We start from the raw sequence: 21520 nt of genomic DNA, 5'->3' as shown, positions 1-21520 counted from the left end.
TGTCTGCGGTTGAATTCCGGGCATGGCAGAGCAGCTGGGCGGACTGGCCGACGACCGTGCCCTCCTGGGCCGCACGAGCACCGCGGAACGGGTCTCGGACATCCTCAGGAGCCGTATCGCCGAAGGGTTCTTCCCACCCGGCACCCGACTGTCGGAGGACAGCATCGGAGGGGCGCTCGGTGTGTCCCGCAACACACTGCGCGAGGCGTTCCGGCTGCTCACCCATGAACGGCTGCTGGTGCACGAGCTGAACCGGGGCGTGTTCGTCCGGGTCCTTGCCGTCGAGGACGTCGAGGACATCTACCGCACCCGACGCCTCGTCGAATGCGCCGTCGTACGAGGTCTCGGCGAGCCGCCATACGCTCTGGACGGCCTCGCGGCGGCCGTCGGGGAGGGCCGCCGGGCATCCGCCGAGGATGACTGGAAAGGTGTGGGTACGGCCAATATCCACTTCCACCGGGAGCTGGTCGCCCTCGCGGCGAGCGCCCGCACGGACGAGCTGATGCGCAGCGTCTTCGCGGAGCTGCGCCTGGCCTTCCACGTGGTGGACGATCCGCGTCGGCTGCACGAGCCGTACCTCGCGCGCAACCGGGAGATCCTCAGGGCCCTGGAGGCCGGGGACAGGAGCGAGGCCGAGAAGCTGCTCGCGGTCTATCTCGACGATTCCCTGGAGCGGGTGGTGGAGGTGTACCGGCGACGGGTCAGCGCCCCGTAGCCGCCGGACCTGCGACAGCGGCTCCCCCGGTCGAGGCCGTCGTTTGGGTCGATGTCAGACCCAGGACCTAGTCTGTGCACCGTGACTTCGCCTGCATCGACGGACCGTGTTCCGCCCCAGCTCAGCGCGGGGCCGCGCCCGGCTCCGGGCCCGGCCGCCGACGAGGGCCTGGCGCGGCGGCTGCGCGCGCTCGCCTGCACCGCGCCGCTGCACGACCTCGACGCCCGCAAGGCCAACCTCGCCGGTGAGTACTCCGTGTACGGCATGGCCGAGGTGGCCCTCGCCGCCATCGACCTGGTCACCCTGAACATGGACTTCGACACGGGCGCCGACCACGACCAGATCGTCGCCCGGCTCATCCCGCGCATCGCCGCCCAGGCCCCGCACCGCCCGGGCGCCGAGCACGAGCGGGTGGCCCGCTGGGTCCTGGAGAACCTGATCAACGTCGGCAGCGTGGACCGCGGCTTCCGCGCCGTGTACGGCACCTTCGCGCCCGACGGCAGCTATGTCCGCCGGGACTACGACTTCAAGCTGATCGAGGAGGTCCCGGGACCGGGCGGCACCGTGTACCTCCGCACGACGGACGAGGCGGTCAACGTCCTGGTCGGCGCCCTCGACACCGATGTCACCAGCGCCCAGATCGCCGCCGAGGTCAAGCTGGAGGTGCTGATCAACCGCGGCCGCCTCGCCGACGCCCAACTGGCCGCCGAGCAGGCCCGCTACCGGACCGTGCAGTACTCCGAGACCCTCCGCCGGGCCCTTGACGCGACCCGCCGCAACGTCCGCGCGGTCGACTGGCTGAACGCGGTACCGGACATGATCGCCGAGGCACTCGACCACGTCGCCGACCGGTACCGCCACGAGAACGCGATCCTCACCAACATCCGCAAGGCCCGCGACGAGACCGAGGACCCGGAGCACAAGCGGCGCGCCGCCGAGCTGGTCGACATCGTGAAGGACTGCATCCGACGGCACACGCAGTTGCAGTCGCGGTTGCTGGAAGCCGGCCCGCTCTTCCGCGCGGAACAGGACCGGCAGGCCTTCGCGACACCCATGACGACGTCGGGGATCGATCTGTACGGCCATCTCGTCGCCCCCGTCCTGCCGTTGCCCCTGGAGCAGTCCGTCCGGGTCACGGACGCCTTCTTCGCGCGCGGGACCGGATTGCGCACGCCGGTGTCGGTGCGGGTGGGTGATCTCGTCGACATACTGCTGACCCCGCCCGTGGAGCGGGAGCACCTGGGCGCCGAGATGCCCGAGCCCGACCTCATCGCGACGCCGGACGACAGCCGGTTCAGCGAGGAGCAGCTGGCCGCGGCGATGGAACTGCTCGACCTGCCGGCCGACGCGCCGCGCAGACTCTCCGGGCTGCTGGCCCAGGCACGTCGACAGGACCCCGATCTGCCGTACCTCGTCGCACTGCTGGCCGTTCACGCGGCCAGCCCGCCGGTGGGCACGGCCTACCGGCAGGGCGAGGAGAAGCTGCTGTTCGCCGTGGACGACGGGACCGAACTGGACGATCCCGAGTTCGGCGGAGCCGACCTCATCGTCGGTACGGCCCTGCTGGACGCGGCCGGGATGGCGGCGGACAGGACGGAAGCAGCATGAGTGAGCGACAGCGCAGCAAGGAGCACCGACCGTGAGCGAGCACGTCGAATGGAGTGACACGGAGGCCCCCGCCCCGTCGGCGACCGCCGCCGTCACCCCCGCCGACGCCGCCGACGCGGCCCGGCTGGTCGCCTTCGGCCTCCAGCCGAAGCTGCAGCCCGCGCGGGACCAGGAGTACGCGGAACTGCTGCGACGGTACCGGGAGGACCCGCCGTTCGCCCGGCTCGCGGACGCCGTCGCCGCCGGACTCGGACTGGTCGTGCTGGAGGTGTCCCCGCGCGCGGGGATGGCCGTGACGGCCGCCGAGGACTCCGTGTTCGCCGTCCGCATGGGCGACTACGCGCGTCGTACCTCCGCCGACGGCGGCGACCGCTTCCTGCACGGCCTGGCCCATCTCGCCATCGCCGCGATGGCGTTCCCGCGGCCCGAGGACCTCGCCGACGACGGCTACATCGGGCGCGTCACGGTCAACGGCGTCGACGCCTTCGTACGGCAGGCGTGCCGACGGCTGGAGGAGCGCGCCGACGAACAGGGCGAGAACACCGACCCGGCGACGGACGCGCCCGGCCTGGAGGCCGCCTGGCGGATCTGGGTGAGACGCAGCGCCACCGGCGCCACCAAGGACGCGCGCAGACTCGCCGGTTCGACCACCGGCATCGTCGGCAAGGCGGCCGCCTTCCTCACCGACTCCGGCTTCCTGCAGCGCACCGGCGACGACAACGGCGGCACGTACCGCACCACGGCCCGCTACCAGCTCCAGGTGCGTGACATGGCCGGCGGCGCCGCCATGGCCGAACTGCTGGAGCTGGGCGTGGTCCCGGTCACCGACGGCACACCGACGCTGCTGGCCGCCGAGGACACGGACGACCTGGACCTGGTGGCCGACGCCGGGCTGCCGTTCCACTCCGCCTGACTCCCGCCTGAAACTCCGAACGCCCCCGATCCGCCCAAGACCAAGACCTAGCCGAAGACTTACGAGAGTCCGCCATGTACGAGCTGTCCCGGGTCCGCCTCTACTCCATCGGGCCGGCCGGTGCGCGCTACGCCGACACCGTGCTGGACCTGCGCGGCGTGGGCGAGCCCGTGCCCGATCCCGCGCCCACGCAGGCGGAGTTCTTCGAGGAGGAGCCCGTCGGGCCGCCGCGCCGGCCCGCTCCCGCCGGTGTGCTCTTCCTGGAGAACGGCGGCGGCAAGTCGGTCCTGCTCAAGCTGATCTTCTCCGTGATGCTGCCGGGCCACCGCAACACCCTCGGCGGCGCCAGCTCCGGAGTGTTGCGCAAGTTCCTGCTCGCCGACGACTGCGGGCATGTCGCGCTGGAGTGGCAGCACACGCTCACCGGCGAGTGCGTCGTCGTCGGCAAGGTCAGCGAGTGGCGCGGACGCCAGGTCTCCAACGACCCGCGCAAGTTCGCCGAGGCCTGGTACTCCTTCCGGCCCGGACCCGGGCTGAGCCTGGACAACCTGCCCGTCGCCGAGTCCACCGCCGTACGGCCGCCAGTCGAGGGCCAGTCGGGCGCCCAGGGACGGCGCCGCACCATGAAGGGCTTCCGGGACGCCATCACCGAGGCCGGCAAGGCCTACCCGCATCTGGAGGTGCACTGGGAGGAGATCCACGACCGCTGGATCGAGCACCTCGGCGACCTCGGCCTCGACCCCGAACTCTTCCGCTACCAGCGGGAGATGAACGCCGACGAAGGTGAGGCCGCCGGCCTCTTCGCGGTCAAGAAGGACTCCGACTTCACCGACCTGCTGCTGCGGGCGGTGACCGACACCCGCGACACCGACGGCCTCGCCGACCTGGTCAGCGGCTTCGGCAACAAGCTGGGCCGACGCGCCGAGCTGATCGCCGAACGGGACTTCACCGCGGGGTCGGTCGATCTGCTCGGGCGGATCGTCGAGGCCGCCGAGGCCCGTGCACGCGCGCGTGACATCCACGCCGGAGCCGAGCGGCGGACCCGGACCCTGGCCCGGCGGCTGTCGGCACGCGGTGTCCAGGAGCGCGTCCGGGCGGGCGACCTCGCCCAGCGGGTCACCGCCACCGCGTACGCCGTCACCCACTCGGAGGCGGCGCGGGAGCGCAGCGCGCTGATCGCCGCCGAACTCGCCTACCGGCACGCCTCGTTGGCGCTCGCGGCGGCCGAGAAGACCGCGGCCGCGCAGAAGCGCGAGCTCGCCGACGCGCGCACGCTGCACTCCGCCTGGCAGGCCGCCGAGACCGCCCTGCGCCACCGCGCCGCCGCCGACCGCGTCGCCCGCGTGGCCGCCGCGATCCAGGAGGCCGAGCGGGACGCGGCGCCCGCGCTGGCCGCCCGCGCCAAGGCCGCCGTCGATCTCGTACGGGCCCTGCAGGCGGCCGCGCAGAACGCCGAGGCACTCGCCAACGAGGAGGAGGAGCGGTCCGCTGCCCTTCAGGAGGTCAGCGACCGCGCGTACCGGGACTCCACCGCCGCCGCCACCGAGGCGCAGCGGGCCCGCAGCGAGGTCGGGCATCTGAAGCAGCGGCTGTCCGAGGTCGAGCAGGAGACCGCCGAGGCCGTGCGCGCGGGCTGGCTCGACGACAGCGCGCCTGACGCCGACCCGGCCCGCGCGGCCCTCGCGGCCAGCGACGCCGAGAAGTCGGCCGTAGCCGCCTGGGACACGGCGCGTGAGGCCTCCCGGCGAGCCTCGGAACACGCGCGTGAGGCGGCCTCCACCGAGTCCCGCGCGGAGCTCACGGCGGCCCGCGCGGCCGACGCGGCGACCGCCGCGGAGCGTGCCCACGACGCCGAGCGCCGTCTCGCCGAAGGGCTGGCGGCGGAGGAGCGGCTGGCCGAACTGATCGGTCTGACCGGTGAGTTCGGGGAGACCGGCGACTCCGGTGCGCGGCGCGGTGCCGTGCCCGCTCCGCGCAGTGGCGACGACGGCAAGGGGGCCACACCCGCGCGCGACGGCGCGCAGGAGGCCGCCGCGGGTGCCGCCGCCGAAGGCGGCCTGACGCCGGAGGACCTGGACCGGTTCGCCGACGAACTGCGCGAACTGCTCGACGACGCCGTCTCCGCCGCCGAGCGGCAGCTCTTCGAACTGCGCACGGCGGCCGCCGACGACTCCCGCATCCTGGGCGCCCTCGGTGACGGCGGGCTGCTGCCGCCCGGCCCGGACGTGCTGGCCACCGTGGAGTTCCTCGGCGAGCAGGGCATCCCGGCGCTGCCCGGCTGGCGCTACCTCGCGCAGGCAGTCGACCCCGCCGACCACGCGCGCGTACTGGCCGCCCGGCCCGAACTGGTCGACGGCGTGATCATCACCGACCCCGACACGCACGCGCGTGCCCGCGAGGCGCTCGGCGACGCGGCCCTGCTGCCCCGCTCGGCCGTCGCGGTCGGCACGGCGGCGGCCCTGCTCGCCCCTACCCCGGCACCCGACTCCCAGAGCGGGGACGTCTTCCTCGTACCGCCGAACCCGGCCATGCACGACGAGCACGCCGCCGACGCGGAGCGGCAGACGCTGCGCGCGCGGGCCACCGAGCGGGACGAGGAGATCCGTACGCTCGCCGCCCGGCTCGGCAAGGACCGGGAACTGGCCGCGCGGCTCGCCTCCTGGCGGACCGGTTGCCCGGCCGGCCACCTGGTCGAGCTGGCGCGGACCGCCCGGGACACCCGCGCGTTCGCCGAGGAGTCCGAGGCCGAACTGGCCGAGGCGCGGACCGTGCGGGCCGAGGCCGACGAAGCCGCCGCCGAGGCCGCCCAGGTCCGTGACGAGCGGCAGGAGGCCGCACAAAAGGCCCGGCGCGCCGCCGACGCCCTCGCCGGACTCGCCTTCCGGCTGCGCGAGCGGGCCGGCTGGCAGGTCAAGCTGCGGGAACTCGCCGACGAGGCCACCGAGTCCGAGGCCCGCGCCCAGGTCTGCCTGGAGCGCGCCCGCGCCGCCGACGAGGACCGCCGTGCCGCCCAGCGCGCCGCCGACGACGCGCGCCGCACCGCGCGAGCCCTGCGCGCCGAGCGCTCGGAGATCGCGGGCGCCCCCGACGACGTACCCGAGACGGACGCGGACGCCGACGCCCCGAGGTCGTCCCTGCCCGCGCTGCGCGAGGCGTACCGGGCCGCCTCCCAGGTGTACGAGAAGGTCGGCGTCGGCGCCGACCTGCGCGCCGAGCAGGCCCGGGCGGAGAGCGACGAGAGCGCGGCCCGTGCCGAGCTGGACCGGCTCAGCAACAAGGTCCGCACCCGCGCCGAGCAGCTCCTCCAGTCGCCCGACGGCTCCGACGGCCCCTCCCGGCAGGCGGCCGCCACGCGCGCGGAGGAGCTGGTCCAGCTCCTGGAGACCCGTATGTCCAGCGCGAGCGAGCAACTCGGGCGGCTGCGCGGCGAGGCCGAGCGGCACGCGCCCGAGGACGGCGAGGCGCACACCGAGCTGTCCGAGGAACTCCAGCCGCGCGACGCCGAGCACGCGCAGGCCCTGCTGCGCACCGCGACCGCCGAACTCGCCTCCCGCACCGAGGCGTTGACGCAGGCCCGCGAGGCCCACGCCGAACTCCTCGAAGCACACCGCGCCGCCGAGGACGCGGCCGGCGGCTTCGACGAGATCGCCGCGATGCTGCGCGACCTGCTGCGCGAGCACACCTCGGACGAGGAGCAGGAGACGCCGGAGCCGTACCCGGGCAGTCCGGAGGAGGCCCGGCAGTCCGCAGCCGAGGCCCGCCGCTCGCTGCGCGGCTGCGCCGCCGACCTCTCCGCCGCCGAGGCCGCCGTACGCGAGGCGAGCGACGTGCTCGTACGGCACGCCAACTCCACCCGCTACGAGCAGGTCCGCACGCCCGCCCGCCAGCAGATCCGCGAACTGCCCGCGTCCGCGCTGCCGGAGCACGCGCAGAAGTGGGCGGACGCCTTCGCGCCCCGACTCCGCGTGCTCACGGACGAGTTGGCGCAGCTGGAGCGCAACCGCGACTCGATCGTGGACCGGCTCCGGGGGCTGGTCGAGTCGGCGCTGACGACCCTGCGGTCCGCCCAGCGGCTGTCCCGGCTGCCCGAGGGGCTCGGCGAGTGGTCCGGGCAGGAGTTCCTGCGCATCCGCTTCGAGGAGCCCGACCAGGCCACCCTCACCGAACGGCTGGGTGAGGTCATCGACGAGGCCACCCGCGCCGCGGTGAAGAAGAACTCCGACCTGCGGCGCGACGGCATGTCCCTGCTGCTGCGCGGCGTCGCCGCGGCACTGCAGCCGAAGGGCGTCGCCGTCGAGATCCTCAAGCCGGACGCCGTACTGCGGGCCGAGCGTGTGCCCGTCGGGCAGATGGGCGACGTGTTCTCCGGCGGCCAGCTGCTCACGGCGGCCATCGCCCTGTACTGCACGATGGCCGCGCTGCGTTCGAACGACCGGGGGCGGGACAAGCACCGGCACGCCGGGACGCTGTTCCTCGACAACCCGATCGGCCGCGCCAACGCCACCTACCTGCTGGAACTCCAGCGTGCGGTGTCGGACGCGCTCGGCGTCCAGCTCCTGTACACCACCGGCCTGTTCGACACGACCGCGCTGGCCGAGTTCCCGCTGGTCATCCGACTGCGCAACGACGCCGACCTCAGGGCGGGCCTGAAGTACATCAGCGTGGAGGAACACCTGCGCCCGGGACTGCCCCAGCAGCCCCGGGCGGGGGAGGCGGTGCACAGCGAGATCACGGCGACGCGCATGTACAAACGGCCTGCGGCGACAGCCGGCTGACCAGACCGCCCGCGTCGATCAGACGTCCTCCTTCAACACGTCCGCGTACTTCTCGCCGATCATCATCGTCGTGATGCACGGATTGACGGTCACCAGATCCGGCATCACCGACCCGTCCGCGAACCTGAGCCCCTCGCCCCCTGGACGTTGTCGTCGCCGACGTCACTCGGTCCCGTTTCCAGGACGCACACCGTGACGGACGGATCCTCGGACAGGCGTGCCGCCACGACGTTGCCCGCGGTGCCGCCGCCGACCACCACGTAGTCGAACTCGTCGACAGTAACTCGTCGACAGTCACCCGGAGTTGACCTCCTCGGTCGGCGTGACCGCGGTCTCCAGGCTGTGTTCGGCGAGGACGCCCGTGCGGTGCCGCTGGACGAACCAGTAGTAGGCGAATCCGCCGCCCGCGATGACCGCGACGAACAGCACTGCGCCCCATTGCAGATACCAGTGGTACGGAGCCGTTGCGTTGTAGACCGAGGCGCGCGGCCAGATCAGGTTGAGGGTCATGCCCGCGCCCCACACCACGGCGACGATGTTGACCAACAGCCCCCAGCGGCCCAGGGAGAACCTGCCGTCGCCCGCCGGCTGCCACTTGCCACGCAGCCGCGCCACCAGCATCGGCGCGGTGACCCCGAGGTAGGCGAGGTAGATCATGATGATGCCGATGCTGGTGACGACGGTGAAGATCTGCGGCTGGCGGATGTTGACCACCAGGATGGCGAGCGCCAGGACGCCGATGATCACGGTCGGCAGAATCGGTGTCTGGAAGCGGGGGCTGACCTTCGCCAGCTTCGAGGAGGCCGGGAGGTTGTTGTCCCGGGCCATCGCGAACGCCAGCCGGATCGCCGCGGTGTGGACCGCCAGGGCGCACACCGTGACGGCGATCAGCACGCACCACAGCATGGCCTTGCCGGCCGTGGGGCCGAGGACGTTGAGCACCACGTACTGCAGGCCGTCCGTGGACAGCTTCTCGCCGTTCAGGCTGGAGACGCTCATCAGCGCGAGCAGCAGGATCAGGCCGCCGAGGACGAAGGAGGCCACGATGGCACGGATGATGGCGCGAGGGGCGTTGCGCGACGGGTCCAGGCACTCCTCGCCGAGGGAGGACGCCGTGTCGAAGCCGTACATGACGTACGCGGAGGCCAGTGACGCCACGAGGAAGGCGCCCAGGTAGCCGGCGCCGTAGCCCGCGCCGGTGCCGTTCGTCTCCATGACCACCTGCGGTCCGCGGGTGATGTGGACGGCGAACAGGACGATCAGTACGACGGTGGCGATCAACTCGATGAACACGCCCGCCGTGTTGATCCTCGCCATCAACTTGACTCCGAAGGCGTTCACCAAGGTGGTGAAGAGGATCAACACCGCGGCCAGGACGACCGCGTTGGTCGCCACGTCGTATGTGCCGGTGCCGTCGCCCACGAGCTGGAAGGCCGACGAGATCTGAGGGAGCGTCAACTGGTAGGCCAGCGCCACGGCCGATATGGACACTATGGACGCGGTCAACATCATCCAGCCGGCGAGCCAGCCGAGATGCGGATTGCCGATCTTCTTCGACCAGTTGTAGACGGACCCCGCCACGGGATAGCGGGCGGCGAGCTCCGCGAAGCAGAGGGCGACCATGAACTGGCCGACGAAGACCATCGGCCACGACCACCAGTAGGCGGGGCCGCCGCTGCCGTAGCCGAAGTAGAACAGCTGGAAGGTGCCGGTCAGGATGGAGATGTAGCTGATCCCGGCGGCGAAGGTGTGGAAGTTGCCGAGCGTGCGCTTGAGTTCGGGTTTGTAGCCGAACTCGGCGAGTTCGGCGTCATCTTGACTGTGTGGACTGGTGGGTTGCTCCGTTGTTGACATGAGCGGACTCCTCGTGGGCCGGGGGAAGGGGGGAGGGAGTGGCTCGTGGGGATGCCGTGATCTGGGACAGGTGATGAGCGTGCTGTTACCCGGCAGCCAGGCGAACCACCCCTGCGCTGTGGGATTGGTGCAGGAGCCTTCGTCGTGACCGGGTCCGGCCGGGCGCGCGCCGCCGCGGCGCAGCACCGCGCCCTCCTCCAGCCCCTTGGCCACATACGCCTCGACCTTCGCCCGGTGCGCTGCCGAGACCAGTGGCCCGTCTGCGCCCGCTCGTCGAGCGGCCCGCCCAGATGGATGTCCGAGGCCCGGCGTACGACCTCGTCGACGAAACGTTCGTGCAGGGAGTCCTCGACCAGGAGCCGCGCCCCTGCCGAGCAGACCTGCCCGGAGTGCAGGAACACGGCGGTCAGCGCCATGTCGACGGCCGACTCGAAGTCGGCGTCCGCGAAGACGATGTCGGGGTTCTTCCCGCGAGTTCGAGCGCGACCTGCTTCACGGTCCCGGCCGCCGCCATGAGACAGCGGCCGGTCTGGAGACCACCGGTGAAGGAGACGAGGTCGACGTCCGGTTGGTCGCCGAGCGGGGCGCCCGCCTCCGGGCCGGCGCCGAGGATCAGGTTGCCGTGTGTGACCCCGTAGCCCTGCTCGACCACGGCCTCCAACTGGCCGTGGAGCCTCGCCGCGCCCGTCATCGTGCGCTCGGTGAAGCGGGGCAGCGGACGGGCGAGGATGCCCTCGCGCAGGGTGGCGGCATGTGCGCGAGCAGGGCCTTGCCGCTGGAGGTGGCGTGCAGCGGGGTGCGCCGGCCGAGCCAGTTCCGCGCCGTCACGGACGCGGTGCCGCGGGCCTGCGTGATGGCCCGAGCGGTTCGGGGCATCGAGGATCGAAGCCGACTCGTCACACGCTGAGTGCGCGGCTGCGCGGTGGTCTCCGGCTCCGCGCCGTTCGCCCCGTGCTCAGGAGTGCGACAACTGCCCGGCCCCGCCCTGCCGCCGTATTCGTTCCTGTGCGCGCTCGGACTGCCGCGCCTGGCGCCGAGCCCGCCGCCGCTCACGGCGCAGGGCGCGCGCCGTGCTGCTCGGCGTCGAGACCACGCCGTTGCGCTGCTTCCACACCTGGCGCGTCACCCAGACGTCCAGGGCACCCCAGGTGGCCACCACGGTGCTGACCACACTGCTGATCACCATCGGGAAGGCCAGCCATGATTCCGCCATGGTGCACAGGAAGGCCACCATCGCCTGGATGAGTGTGACCGCGATGATCAGTACCGCTCGCACGGCCGACGTCCGCACCGGATCGGGCATCCGGGGCCGCCGGGCGTCCTCCTCCACCCACAGCGGCCGGTGGGTCGACCAACCCCGGCTCGCCCCGCTGCCGCTTGTCACGGCCGTACTCTCGTCTCTCGTGACCTCGACGCCGGAGCCGACCGAGGTGTCGCGCTCGGCCCCGGTCACCGCATCCGTGCCCACCGGGACATCCCGTCCGCCGCCCGTCGCCTCGCGTCCGTCCACCGGAATGTCGCGATCCAGCGCTTCGGGGCCGCGTCGCACCGTCACCCGCGCCGCGGCGCCGTCCTCGGCCGCCTCGTGCCGCTCCGCCGTGCCCATCACCGTGTCACTCCCCACCGCCAGCAGACCGCTATCCCGTGCCTGAAGACTCGGCTCTCCAGTGGCTGCCCGGCTTGCGCTGTTTTACGCCGCCCGGGGACGGGATGCGGCTCCTGTGGCCCATTCCGCCCCCTTTCCCGTACAGAAGGACGATCGACGCGTCCCGAAGATTCCCGAGAAGGATAAATTTCCGGCCAACTGGCCCCGCAGACCGGCTGGATTCCTTCATGCGGGTGCCGGGGGATCACGGGAGGCAATCTCCCGCAATGCCCGGACAACTCCGCATGTCTCGTCGGCAGTGCGGAAGTTCAGCTTCCGGATGTCTCTTCGAGTTGCTTGTGCGTCGGTAGTAGGCTCGCGCCAATTGTTGACGCACAGGTGTGCCCCCTGCCCGGTTGGGGGGTTTGAGCTGGGGGAGGCCATGCGCTTTCGCGGGAAGTCGATCCGCCGGAAGATGGTGGCGCTGCTTCTCGTGCCGCTGGTGTCCCTGACCGCCATCTGGGGTTTCGCCACGGTACTCACAGGGCGAGGTGTGGCCCAGCTGTTCACGGTGTCGTCCCTCGTCGAGAAGATCGGCTACTCCACCGAGGACGCCGTCCGCGTCCTGCAACAGGAACGCCGTCAGGCACTGGTCTACCTCGCCGACCCCCGGGCCTCGGACGCCCTGACCGCACTGCGGGCCACCCGGAACGCCACCGATGCCGCCGTCGCCGAGATGCGCAGGAACGCCAAGGACCCCGACGTCCGCGACGGGTTGGACCAGGGCGACAGCGAACGGCTCACCGCAGTCCTCGACGCCTTCGAGGGCATCAGCCCCCTGCGCCGCAGCGTCGAGGACGGCACGGTCACCCGCACCAAGGCCCTCGACCTCTACAACCGGCTCGTCGACCCCTGTTACACCCTGCTGGGCTCCCTCGACGGGATCGACAGCGTGGCGATGGACAAGCAGGCCCGCGCCCTTCTCAACGTCACCCGAGCCCGCGAACTGCTCTCCCGCGAGGACGCGTTGCTCAGCTCCGCCCTCGTGGTCGGAAAGCTCAGCCGCCAGGAGATACACGACGTCTCCGATCTCGTCGCCCAGCGCACGCTCATGTACGAGATCAGCCTGATGGACCTCCCCTCGTCGGAACGCGAACGCTACGAGCGCTTCTGGCGGAACGCCTCCACCGCGCCACTGCACGACGCCGAACAGGCCGTCATCGCCACCCAGCCCGGCAGGCCCAGCACCGTCGACGCCAAGACCTGGGACACTGCCGCCGCAGGCGTGCTCGACGAACTCAGCCAGATGAACGACGAGGCGGGCACCCGCTATCAGGACCGCGTCAGCCCCGTCGCGATGGGTGTCATCATCAAGGCGGCCATCGCCGGCGTACTCGGTCTGCTCGCCCTGCTGTTCTCGCTCGTCCTGTCCGTGCGCATCGGCCGCGCTCTCATCCGCGATCTGCGACAGCTGCGCCTGGAGGCCCACGAGGCGTCCGGCGTCCGGCTGCCCAGCGTGATGCGCCGCCTCTCCGCCGGCGAACAGGTCGACGTGGAGACCGAGGTCCCGCGCCTGGAGTACGACAAGAACGAGATCGGCGAGGTCGGCCAGGCCCTCAACACCCTCCAGCGCGCCGCCGTCGAGGCAGCCGTCAAACAGGCCGAACTGCGCGCCGGCGTCTCCGAGGTCTTCGTCAACCTCGCCCGTCGCAGCCAGGTCCTCCTCCACAAGCAGCTCACACTCCTCGACACCATGGAACGCCGGACCGAGGACACCGACGAACTCGCCGACCTGTTCCGCCTGGACCACCTGACGACCCGTATGCGCCGGCACGCCGAGGGCCTGGTGATCCTCTCCGGTGCCGCCCCCTCCCGGCAGTGGCGCAAACCCGTGCAGCTCATGGACGTCGTCCGTGCCGCCGTCGCCGAGGTCGAGGACTACGAGCGCATCGAGGTCCGCCGGCTGCCCCGCGTCGCCGTCACCGGTCCCGCCGTCGCGGACATCACCCACCTCGTGGCCGAACTCCTGGAGAACGCCACGGTGTTCTCCCCGCCGCACACCGCCGTCCAGGTGCTCGGCGAGCGGGTCGCGAACGGCTTCACCCTGGAGATCCACGACCGAGGTCTGGGCATGGCGGCCGACGTCCTGCTGGACGCCAACCTCCGGCTCGCGGAGACACCCGAGTTCGAACTGTCCGACACCGATCGGCTCGGCCTGTTCGTGGTCAGCCGCCTCGCCCAGCGGCAGAACGTCCGGGTCTCGCTGCAGCCGTCGCCGTACGGCGGGACCACCGCCGTCGTCTTCATCCCCGACGCGCTCCTCACCGACGACGTCCCGGACACCAACGGCATCGGATTCCGCCTCGACCGCCCCACGCCCTCCAAGGAGGCCGAACTGGAGGAGGCGCGCCGAGCCGCCCTGTCCCATGTGCCGGCCCGCGTGCCCGGCCTGCCCGGGGCGCTCCTCGACGGCCCGGTCGAGCTGGAGGCGCCCGTCGACCTCGACGCCCTCAGCGACTTCCCGGAGGGGCTCGACGACGAGGAAGCCGAGCGCGGCGGCCTCTTCCGCCCGCGGCGCACCCTCGCCGCCACGGAGGACGAGACGACGGGCCCCCTCGGCGAACAGCGCCCGGTCTCCGGGATCCACGGCGGACCGGCCCAGGCCGACCCGGACGACGAGGTGAGCGCCCCGGTGCCGCTGCCCCGCCGCAGCAGGACCCCCAAGCTGGTCAGCTCGCACGGACGTCCGGTCAACGAGCAGCGCTCCCGCCGGGAGAAACCGGACCCGGAGCCTTCTCCGAGCCAGGGCCCGAGCCCGAGCCGGCCGGAGCCGAACGGCCTCGCTCCCTTGCCGACCCGCCGTCGCGCTACCGGACACCACGGCGAGGGCGCCGACGCGCCCGACCGGACCGGCGACTGCGGCGACGCTCCGCCTTCCAGCGGGCACGGCTCGACTGAGCCGCCGGAACCCTCAGCTCTCCCGAGGCGCGCACGGCGTCCCGCCATCGCGTCGAGCGGCCCCGAGGACCCCGCCTCGAACGGGGCCGCGGCGCCACCGCAGACCGGCTCCGGGGTGGGACCGCTGCCCCGGCGCGTGCGACAGGCGAACCTCGCGCCGCAGCTCAAGCAGGGCCCCGCACAGCGGGGCGAGGACCGTGCGGAACTCGCGGAGCGGGACGCGGACGAGGTCCGCAGCCGTATGGCCTCCCTCCAACGCGGCTGGCAGCGCGGCCGCCAGGAGAACGCCGAGGGCGAGGACGCCCACACCGGCACAGCACCACAACGAACGACTAAGGGGGACGGTCGATGACCGCACCGAAGGCGACCGGCCACACCGGGACCAACCAGTCCGGCGAGCTCAACTGGCTCCTCGACGATCTGGTGGACCGCGTCGCCAGCATTCGCAAGGCCCTCGTGCTCTCCGGCGACGGCCTGCCGACGGGCGTGTCCAAGGACCTGACCCGAGAGGACAGCGAGCACCTGGCCGCCGTCGCGTCCGGCTTCCACAGCCTCGCCAAGGGCGTCGGCCGCCACTTCGAGGCGGGCAACGTCCGGCAGACCGTCGTCGAGCTCGACGACGCCTTCCTGTTCGTCACGGCGGCAGGCGACGGCAGCTGCCTCGCGGTCCTCTCGGACGCCGACTCCGACGTCGGCCTCGTCGCCTACGAGATGACGCTGCTCGTCAAGCGTGTCGGGGTACACCTCGGCACCGCTCCGCGCACCGATCTGCCCGCGGGCGGGTAGTGGGATGGCATGAGCGCTGACGGTCAGGGAAGAAGCCACTGGTTCGACGACGAGGCCGGACCAGTCGTTCGTCCTTACGCCATGACGCGGGGCCGCACCACCAGTGCGGCCCAGCACCGCCTCGACCTGATCGCCGTGGTCGTCGCGGAACCGCACGCGGACGACCCGGAAGCGGACTCGACGCTGTCCCCGGAACACGTGGACATCGTCGGGCTGTGCCGTCACGCCCCGCAGTCCGTCGCCGAACTCTCCGCCGAGCTCGATCTGCCCATCGGAGTCGTACGGGTCCTCGTCGGGGACCTCGTGGACGCGGAATTCGTCCATGTGAACCGGCCAGTACCGCCTGCGGAGCTGGTGGACGAGAGTATTCTGCGCGACGTGATCAACGGCCTGCGGGCGCTCTGAGCGGCGCGGAAGCGGGGTAGTGACGTGACAGGCTGGCAGTTCTGGGTCGACCGAGGCGGCACCTTCACGGACATCGTCGCGCGCCGCCCGGACGGCCGGCTGCTGACGCACAAGCTCCTCTCGGAGAATCCGGCCCACTACTCCGACGCGGCCGTCGCGGGCGTACGCGAGCTGCTCGACGGTTCCCAGGACCCCGTCGAGGCGGTCCGCATGGGCACGACGGTCGCCACGAACGCCCTCCTGGAACGCAAGGGCGAGCGGACCACGCTCGTCATCACCCGGGGCTTCCGCGACGCCCTGCGCATCGCCTACCAGAACCGCCCGCACATCTTCGCCCGCCGCATCGAACTGCCCGAGCTGCTGTACGAACGGGTCGTCGAGATCGACGAGCGCATCGCCGCCGACGGCACCGTCCTGCGCGCGCCCGACCTGGACGCCCTCGAAGGCCGCCTCCAGCAGGCGTACGACGACGGCATCCGCGCCGTCGCCGTGGTCTGCGTGCACAGCCACCTCCACCCCGCCCACGAACAGGCCGTCGGGCAGCTCGCCGCCCGCGTCGGCTTCCCGCAGATCTCGCTGTCCAGCGAGGTCAGCCCCCTGATGAAGATCGTCCCGCGCGGGGACACCGCCGTCGTCGACGCCTACCTCTCGCCCGTGCTGCGCCGCTACGTCCAGCACGTCGCCGACGAGCTCGAAGGCGTACGGCTGATGTTCATGCAGTCCAACGGCGGTCTCGCCGAAGCCGGACAGTTCCGCGGCAAGGACGCGATCCTCTCCGGCCCCGCCGGAGGCATCGTCGGCATGGCACGCATGTCGCAGCTCGCCGGCTTCGACCGCGTCATCGGGTTCGACATGGGCGGCACCTCCACCGACGTGTCGCACTTCGCCGGCGAGTACGAACGCGTCTTCACCACCCAGATCGCCGGGGTCAGACTGCGCGCCCCCATGCTGGACATCCACACCGTCGCAGCGGGCGGCGGCTCGGTCCTCCACTTCGACGGGTCCCGCTACCGCGTAGGGCCGGACTCGGCGGGCGCGGACCCGGGGCCCGCCTGCTACCGGGGAGGCGGCCCGCTCGCGGTCACCGACGCCAACGTCATGCTCGGCCGCATCCAACCCGCCCACTTTCCCAAGGTGTTCGGCCCCGCGGGCGACCAGCCGCTCGACGCCGCCCTCGTTCGCGAGCGCTTCACCGCCCTCGCCCGCGACATCCGGGAGCAGACCGGCGACGACCGTACGCCCGAGCAGGTCGCCGAGGGCTACCTTCAGATCGCGGTCGCCAACATCGCCAACGCCGTGAAGCGGATCTCCGTGCAGAAGGGCCACGACGTCACCCGCTACGCCCTCACCACCTTCGGCGGAGCGGGAGGCCAGCACGCGTGCATGGTCGCCGACTCCCTCGGCATCCGCACCGTCCTCGTGCCGCCCATGGCCGGTGTCCTCTCCGCCCTCGGCATCGGCCTCGCCGACACCACGGCCATGCGTGAACAGTCCGTCGAGGCACCCCTGGAGGCCGCCTCGATGCCCGGCGTCCTCAAGACGGCGGACGACCTGGAATCCGCCGCCCGCGCCGAACTCCTCGACGAGGACGTCCCCGAGGACCGCATCAAGACCACCCGTCGCGCCCAACTCCGCTACGACGGCACCGACACCACCCTCACCGTCGAGCTCACCGAACCCGACACGATGAGGCGCGCCTTCGAAGATCGTCATCGCGCCACGTACTCCTTCACGCTCGACCGGCCGATCGTCGTCGAAGCCCTCTCCGTCGAAGCCACCGGCATCACCGAACCCCCCGATCTCTCCGTCCTCGCCCCTTACGAGGCCGCCCCCGAAGGCGGCCCGGCCGCACCGGGGACCGTCCGCCTCCACACGGGCGGCACCTGGCGCGACGTACCCCTCCACCGCCGTGAGGACCTGCCCCCCGGCGAGACGGTCACCGGCCCGGCGATCATCACCGAGGCCGGCGCGACGACCGTCGTCGACGACGGCTGGCAAGCCGCGACGACCGACGACGGGCATCTGGTCATGGAACGCGCGGCGATTACGGAGAGTTCCGATCTCGACACGAAAGCCGACCCGGTTCTTCTCGAGGTCTTCAACAACCTCTTCATGTCCATCGCCGAACAGATGGGCGCCCGCCTCGAATCAACGGCCCAGTCCGTCAACATCAAGGAACGCCTGGACTTCTCCTGCGCGCTCTTCGACCCCGACGGAAACCTGGTGGCCAACGCCCCGCACATCCCCGTCCACCTGGGCTCGATGGGCACCAGCGTCAAGGAGGTCATCCGCCGCCGCGGCTCGCGTATGCGCCCCGGCGACACCTACGCCGTCAATGACCCGTACCACGGCGGCACCCACCTCCCCGACGTCACCGTGATCACCCCCGTCTTCGACACGAACAGCGCGACGAACACGGAGCGTGAGCCGGAGATCCTCTTCTATGTCGCCTCACGCGGCCACCACGCGGAGATCGGCGGTATCGCCCCCGGGTCCATGCCGGCGAACAGCCGCACCATCGACGAGGAGGGCATCCTCTTCGACAACTGGCTGCTCGCCGAGAACGGTCGCTTCCGCGAGCCGGAGACCCTCCGTCTGCTCACGGACGCGCCCTACCCGTCCCGCAACCCCAAGACCAACCTCGCGGACCTGCGCGCCCAGATCGCGGCCAACCAGAAGGGCGTCGACGAAGTCGCCCGCATGATCGAAAACTTCGGCCTCGCCGTCGTTCAGGCATACATGAAGCACGTCCAGGACAACGCGGAGGAAGCAGTACGCCGTGTCATCGACGCCCTGGACGACGGTGAGTACGCCTATGAGACCGACTCCGGCGCGTTCATCCGGGTACGCGTGCGCGTGGACCGCGAGAACCGCTCCGCCACCGTCGACTTCACCGGCACGTCCCCACAACTGGCCACGAACTTCAACGCCCCCTTCTCGGTCGTCAACGCCGCGGTCCTGTATGTCTTCCGCACCCTTGTCGCCGACGACATCCCGCTCAACGACGGCTGCCTGCGCCCCCTCGACATCGTCGTGCCGCCCGGTTCCATGCTCGCCCCCGAACCCCCGGCAGCGGTCGTCGCGGGCAACGTGGAGACCTCCCAGGCCATCACCGGAGCCCTCTACGCCGCCCTGGGCATCCAGGCCGAGGGCTCCGGCACCATGAACAACGTCACCTTCGGCAACGAACGCCACCAGTACTACGAGACCGTGGCCTCTGGATCCGGAGCGGGCGACGGGTTCCCCGGCGCGCCCGTCGTCCAGACCCACATGACCAACTCGCGGCTCACCGATCCCGAAGTGCTGGAGTGGCGACTGCCCGTGCGGCTCGACGAGTTCGCCGTACGGCGTGGCAGCGGCGGGGCCGGGCAGTGGCGCGGCGGGGACGGTGCCGTGCGCCGCATCCGGTTCCAGGAGCCCATGACCGTCTCCACGCTGTCCCAGCACCGCCGGGTCCCGCCGTACGGCATGGCGGGCGGCGAACCCGGCGCGCTGGGCGCCAACCGCGTGGAACACGCCGACGGAACGGTCACCGCGCTCGGCGGAAGCGACTCCGCGGACGTCCGACCCGGCGACGTACTCGTCATCGAAACCCCTGGCGGCGGAGGCTACGGCCGGCCGTCGCGCGACCCCCATCAAGCAGGAGAAGAGATCGATGATCTTCGGGCGTTCTGAGCGCGGGAAGCCTCCGGTCGAGCCCGTCACGCTCAAGATCCTGGTGGCCGGCGGCTTCGGCGTGGGCAAGACGACCCTCGTCGGCGCGGTCAGCGAGATCAGGCCGCTGCGCACCGAGGAACTGCTCACCGAGGCCGGACGCCCGGTCGACGACACGAGCGGTGTCGAGGCCAAGCGGACCACCACCGTGGCCATGGACTTCGGACGCATCACCCTGCGCGAGGACCTGGTGCTGTACCTGTTCGGCACACCCGGACAGGAGCGGTTCTGGTTCATGTGGGACGAGCTGTCCGAAGGCGCGCTCGGCGCCGTCGTGCTCGCCGACACCAGGCGCCTCGAGGACTGCTTCGCCGCCGTCGACTACTTCGAGCGGCGCTCCATACCCTTCCTCGTCGGGGTCAACTGCTTCGAGGGGGCGGACCGTTACCCAGTGGAGGCCATACGGCAGGCCCTCGACCTCGACAGCGACGTACCGCTGCTGTTGTGCGACGCCCGCGACCGGGAGTCCGTGAAGGAGATCCTCATCGGTGTCGTCCAGCACGCGATGGCCTTCCAGGCGGACCGCCGCGAGACCGTGACCACCTGAGGCCGCGAGACGGGCACGGCCCGTACCCCCGCCGACCGGGGTACGAGCCGTGGTTCATGGGCACGCGCGCGTGGCTCTCACAAGGGGACGCACACGCGCGTGGACCGTTCTTCGGCTTCTACCGTCCCGTCAGCTCTCGCCGTCCTCCAGCCAGCCGAAGCTCTTCTCCACCGCCTTGCGCCAGTTGTGGTACTCGCGATCACGCACGTCGGCGGTCATGCCGGGCGTCCACTCGGCGTCCTTCGCCCAGTGCGCCTTGAGCTCGTCCAGGTCGTTCCACACGCCGGTGGCCAGCCCGGCAGCGTACGCGGCCCCCAGACAGGTCGTCTCGGAGATTTTGGGCCGGATCACCGGCACGTCGAGCACATCCGCCTGGTGCTGCATGAGCAGGTTGTTCTTCGTCATGCCGCCGTCGACCTTCAGGGTCGTGATCTCCACGCCGGAGTCCTGGTACATGGCGTCCACGACCTCGCGCGTCTGCCAGCTCGTCGCTTCCAGGACCGCGCGGGCGAGGTGCGCCTTGGTGACGTAACGCGTCAGGCCGGTGATCACCCCGCGCGCGTCGGAACGCCAGTACGGCGCGAACAGACCGGAGAACGCGGGCACGATGTACGCGCCGCCGTTGTCCTCGACGCTGGCCGCCAAGGGCTCGATCTCGTCGGCGGTGCGGATGATGCCGAGCTGGTCGCGGAACCATTGGACCAGCGCGCCCGTTATCGCTATCGCCCCCTCCAGGCAGTACACCGGCGCCTCACTGCCGATCTTGTAGCCCATCGTCGTCAGCAGGCCGCTCTTCGACGGCACCGGCCGGTTGCCGGTGTTGAGCAGCAGGAAGCTGCCCGTGCCGTACGTGTTCTTCGCCGTGCCCACGTCATAGCAGGCCTGCCCGAACACGGCTGCCTGCTGGTCGCCCAGGGCCGAGGCGACCGGCACCCCGGCCAGCTGGCCGACGGCGGTCCCGTAGACCTCGGCGGAGGACCTGATCTCCGGCAGCATGGCCTCCGGCACGTTCATGGCGGACAGGATCGAGGCGTCCCACTGGAGGGTCTCCAGGTTCATCAGCATCGTGCGTCCGGCGTTCGTCACGTCGGTGACGTGGTGCCCGCCGTCCGTGCCACCGGTGAGGTTCCAGATCAGCCAGGAGTCGATCGTGCCGAAGGCGATCTCACCGCGCTCGGCACGCGCCCTGAGACCGGGCACGTTGTCCAGCAGCCAGGCCGCCTTGGGGCCGGAGAAGTAGCTGGCCAGTGGCAGGCCGGTCTGTTCGCGGAAACGGTCCTGCCCGTCCGAGCCGCCGAGCTGGTTGCACAACGCCGCGGTACGCGTGTCCTGCCACACGATCGCGTTGTGCACCGGTTTGCCTGTGGCCCGGTCCCAGAGAACCGTCGTCTCACGCTGGTTGGTGATGCCGAGCGCGCTGAGCTGGTCCGCGCGCAGCCCGGCCTTGGCGATGGCACCGGCGACCACCGCCTGCACCTTGGACCAGATCTCGGTGGCGTCGTGCTCCACCCAGCCCGGTTTGGGGAAGATCTGGCGGTGCTCACGCTGGTCGACGGCCACGATGGCGCCGTCCTGGTTGAAGATGATGCAGCGGCTCGACGTCGTGCCCTGGTCGATGGCGGCGACGAACTTGTCCGTCATGGCGTCCCCTTCGTCGGTT

Annotated in this window: 12 protein-coding genes and 4 pseudogenes; 9 read left to right on the top strand and 7 right to left on the bottom strand. The window is 71.4% G+C overall.

Annotated features, from left to right (window positions below):
- Window positions 1-22: 22 nt before the first annotated feature.
- The 4 genes from ACFZBP_RS30110 (at window position 23) to ACFZBP_RS30095 (ending at window position 8011) form a co-directional block, all read left to right on the top strand.
- Window positions 23-715, top strand: coding sequence for a GntR family transcriptional regulator (locus ACFZBP_RS30110; protein ID WP_383458528.1), 693 nt, complete (start codon window positions 23-25; stop codon window positions 713-715).
- Between the two features lie 81 nt (window positions 716-796).
- Window positions 797-2323 (top strand): hypothetical protein, encoded by a 1527-nt coding sequence (locus tag ACFZBP_RS30105; protein WP_391417657.1) that lies wholly within the window; start codon window positions 797-799, stop codon window positions 2321-2323.
- A 31-nt stretch (window positions 2324-2354) separates the two neighbouring features.
- Window positions 2355-3236 carry a hypothetical protein gene (locus ACFZBP_RS30100; RefSeq protein ID WP_383458522.1) on the top strand — a complete coding sequence of 294 codons (882 nt, stop codon included), beginning with the start codon at window positions 2355-2357 and terminating at the stop codon, window positions 3234-3236.
- A gap of 74 nt (window positions 3237-3310) precedes the next feature.
- Complete coding sequence (locus ACFZBP_RS30095) at window positions 3311-8011, top strand: hypothetical protein (protein ID WP_391417655.1); 4701 nt, start codon at window positions 3311-3313, stop codon at window positions 8009-8011.
- A gap of 18 nt (window positions 8012-8029) precedes the next feature.
- On the opposite strand, the pseudogene ACFZBP_RS30090 reads toward ACFZBP_RS30095, so the two are convergent.
- The 6 genes and pseudogenes from ACFZBP_RS30090 to ACFZBP_RS30065 all read right to left on the bottom strand — a co-directional run.
- Window positions 8030-8134: pseudogene (locus ACFZBP_RS30090) on the bottom strand (hypothetical protein); the annotation flags it as partial.
- A gap of 20 nt (window positions 8135-8154) precedes the next feature.
- Window positions 8155-8271 (bottom strand): annotated as a pseudogene (locus ACFZBP_RS30085) (NAD(P)-binding protein); the annotation flags it as partial.
- Between the two features lie 34 nt (window positions 8272-8305).
- Window positions 8306-9865: an amino acid permease gene (locus ACFZBP_RS30080; protein WP_391418257.1), complete on the bottom strand. Its 1560-nt coding sequence runs from the start codon at window positions 9863-9865 to the stop codon at window positions 8306-8308.
- A gap of 117 nt (window positions 9866-9982) precedes the next feature.
- A pseudogene (locus ACFZBP_RS30075) lies at window positions 9983-10484 on the bottom strand (aldehyde dehydrogenase family protein); the annotation flags it as partial.
- A pseudogene (locus ACFZBP_RS30070) lies at window positions 10470-10720 on the bottom strand (IclR family transcriptional regulator C-terminal domain-containing protein); the annotation flags it as partial. The pseudogenes ACFZBP_RS30075 and ACFZBP_RS30070, both read right to left, overlap by 15 nt.
- A gap of 100 nt (window positions 10721-10820) precedes the next feature.
- The gene (locus ACFZBP_RS30065; RefSeq protein WP_391417653.1) at window positions 10821-11471 is read right to left on the bottom strand and encodes a hypothetical protein; all 651 of its coding nucleotides are present in this window, start codon (window positions 11469-11471) and stop codon (window positions 10821-10823) included.
- A gap of 421 nt (window positions 11472-11892) precedes the next feature.
- Here ACFZBP_RS30065 and ACFZBP_RS30060 point away from each other — a divergent pair, with 421 nt between their 5' ends.
- Genes ACFZBP_RS30060 through ACFZBP_RS30040 form a run of 5 tightly spaced genes read left to right on the top strand, consistent with a single transcriptional unit; the run spans window position 11893 to window position 19860 of the window.
- Complete coding sequence (locus tag ACFZBP_RS30060) at window positions 11893-14760, top strand: nitrate- and nitrite sensing domain-containing protein (RefSeq protein ID WP_391417651.1); 2868 nt, start codon at window positions 11893-11895, stop codon at window positions 14758-14760.
- Window positions 14757-15194, top strand: a complete 438-nt coding sequence (locus ACFZBP_RS30055) for a roadblock/LC7 domain-containing protein (protein ID WP_383458509.1) — start codon at window positions 14757-14759, stop codon at window positions 15192-15194. Before ACFZBP_RS30060 ends, ACFZBP_RS30055 begins: the two co-directional genes overlap by 4 nt.
- Window positions 15195-15203: 9 nt before the next feature.
- Complete coding sequence (locus tag ACFZBP_RS30050; protein WP_383458506.1) at window positions 15204-15599, top strand: DUF742 domain-containing protein; 396 nt, start codon at window positions 15204-15206, stop codon at window positions 15597-15599.
- A gap of 24 nt (window positions 15600-15623) precedes the next feature.
- Window positions 15624-19274, top strand: coding sequence for a hydantoinase B/oxoprolinase family protein (locus tag ACFZBP_RS30045; protein WP_391417648.1), 3651 nt, complete (start codon window positions 15624-15626; stop codon window positions 19272-19274).
- Window positions 19255-19860: an ATP/GTP-binding protein gene (locus tag ACFZBP_RS30040; protein WP_383458501.1), complete on the top strand. Its 606-nt coding sequence runs from the start codon at window positions 19255-19257 to the stop codon at window positions 19858-19860. The genes ACFZBP_RS30045 and ACFZBP_RS30040 overlap by 20 nt, the downstream gene beginning before the upstream one ends.
- Before the next feature lie 129 nt (window positions 19861-19989).
- Here the strand turns inward: ACFZBP_RS30040 and glpK are convergent, their stop codons facing one another.
- A complete protein-coding gene (gene glpK / locus ACFZBP_RS30035) occupies window positions 19990-21501 on the bottom strand; it encodes a glycerol kinase GlpK (RefSeq protein ID WP_391417645.1) in 1512 nt (503 codons plus the stop codon).
- Between the last annotated feature and the right edge of the window lie 19 nt (window positions 21502-21520).

The organism is Streptomyces sp. NPDC008086 (assembly GCF_042957325.1).
Lineage (GTDB): Bacteria > Actinomycetota > Actinomycetes > Streptomycetales > Streptomycetaceae > Streptomyces.
This window is presented reverse-complemented; position numbering and strand designations above follow the sequence as displayed.

Coding starts and splice junctions, on each gene's coding strand:
- ACFZBP_RS30110 (WP_383458528.1), top strand. CDS start 23: ATGGCAGAGCAGCTGGGCGGACTGGCCGACGACCGTGCCCTCCTGGGC.
- ACFZBP_RS30040 (WP_383458501.1), top strand. CDS start 19,255: ATGATCTTCGGGCGTTCTGAGCGCGGGAAGCCTCCGGTCGAGCCCGTC.
- ACFZBP_RS30050 (WP_383458506.1), top strand. CDS start 15,204: ATGAGCGCTGACGGTCAGGGAAGAAGCCACTGGTTCGACGACGAGGCC.
- ACFZBP_RS30065 (WP_391417653.1), bottom strand. CDS start 11,471: ATGGGCACGGCGGAGCGGCACGAGGCGGCCGAGGACGGCGCCGCGGCG.
- ACFZBP_RS30095 (WP_391417655.1), top strand. CDS start 3,311: ATGTACGAGCTGTCCCGGGTCCGCCTCTACTCCATCGGGCCGGCCGGT.
- ACFZBP_RS30060 (WP_391417651.1), top strand. CDS start 11,893: ATGCGCTTTCGCGGGAAGTCGATCCGCCGGAAGATGGTGGCGCTGCTT.
- glpK (WP_391417645.1), bottom strand. CDS start 21,501: ATGACGGACAAGTTCGTCGCCGCCATCGACCAGGGCACGACGTCGAGC.
- ACFZBP_RS30055 (WP_383458509.1), top strand. CDS start 14,757: ATGACCGCACCGAAGGCGACCGGCCACACCGGGACCAACCAGTCCGGC.
- ACFZBP_RS30080 (WP_391418257.1), bottom strand. CDS start 9,865: ATGTCAACAACGGAGCAACCCACCAGTCCACACAGTCAAGATGACGCC.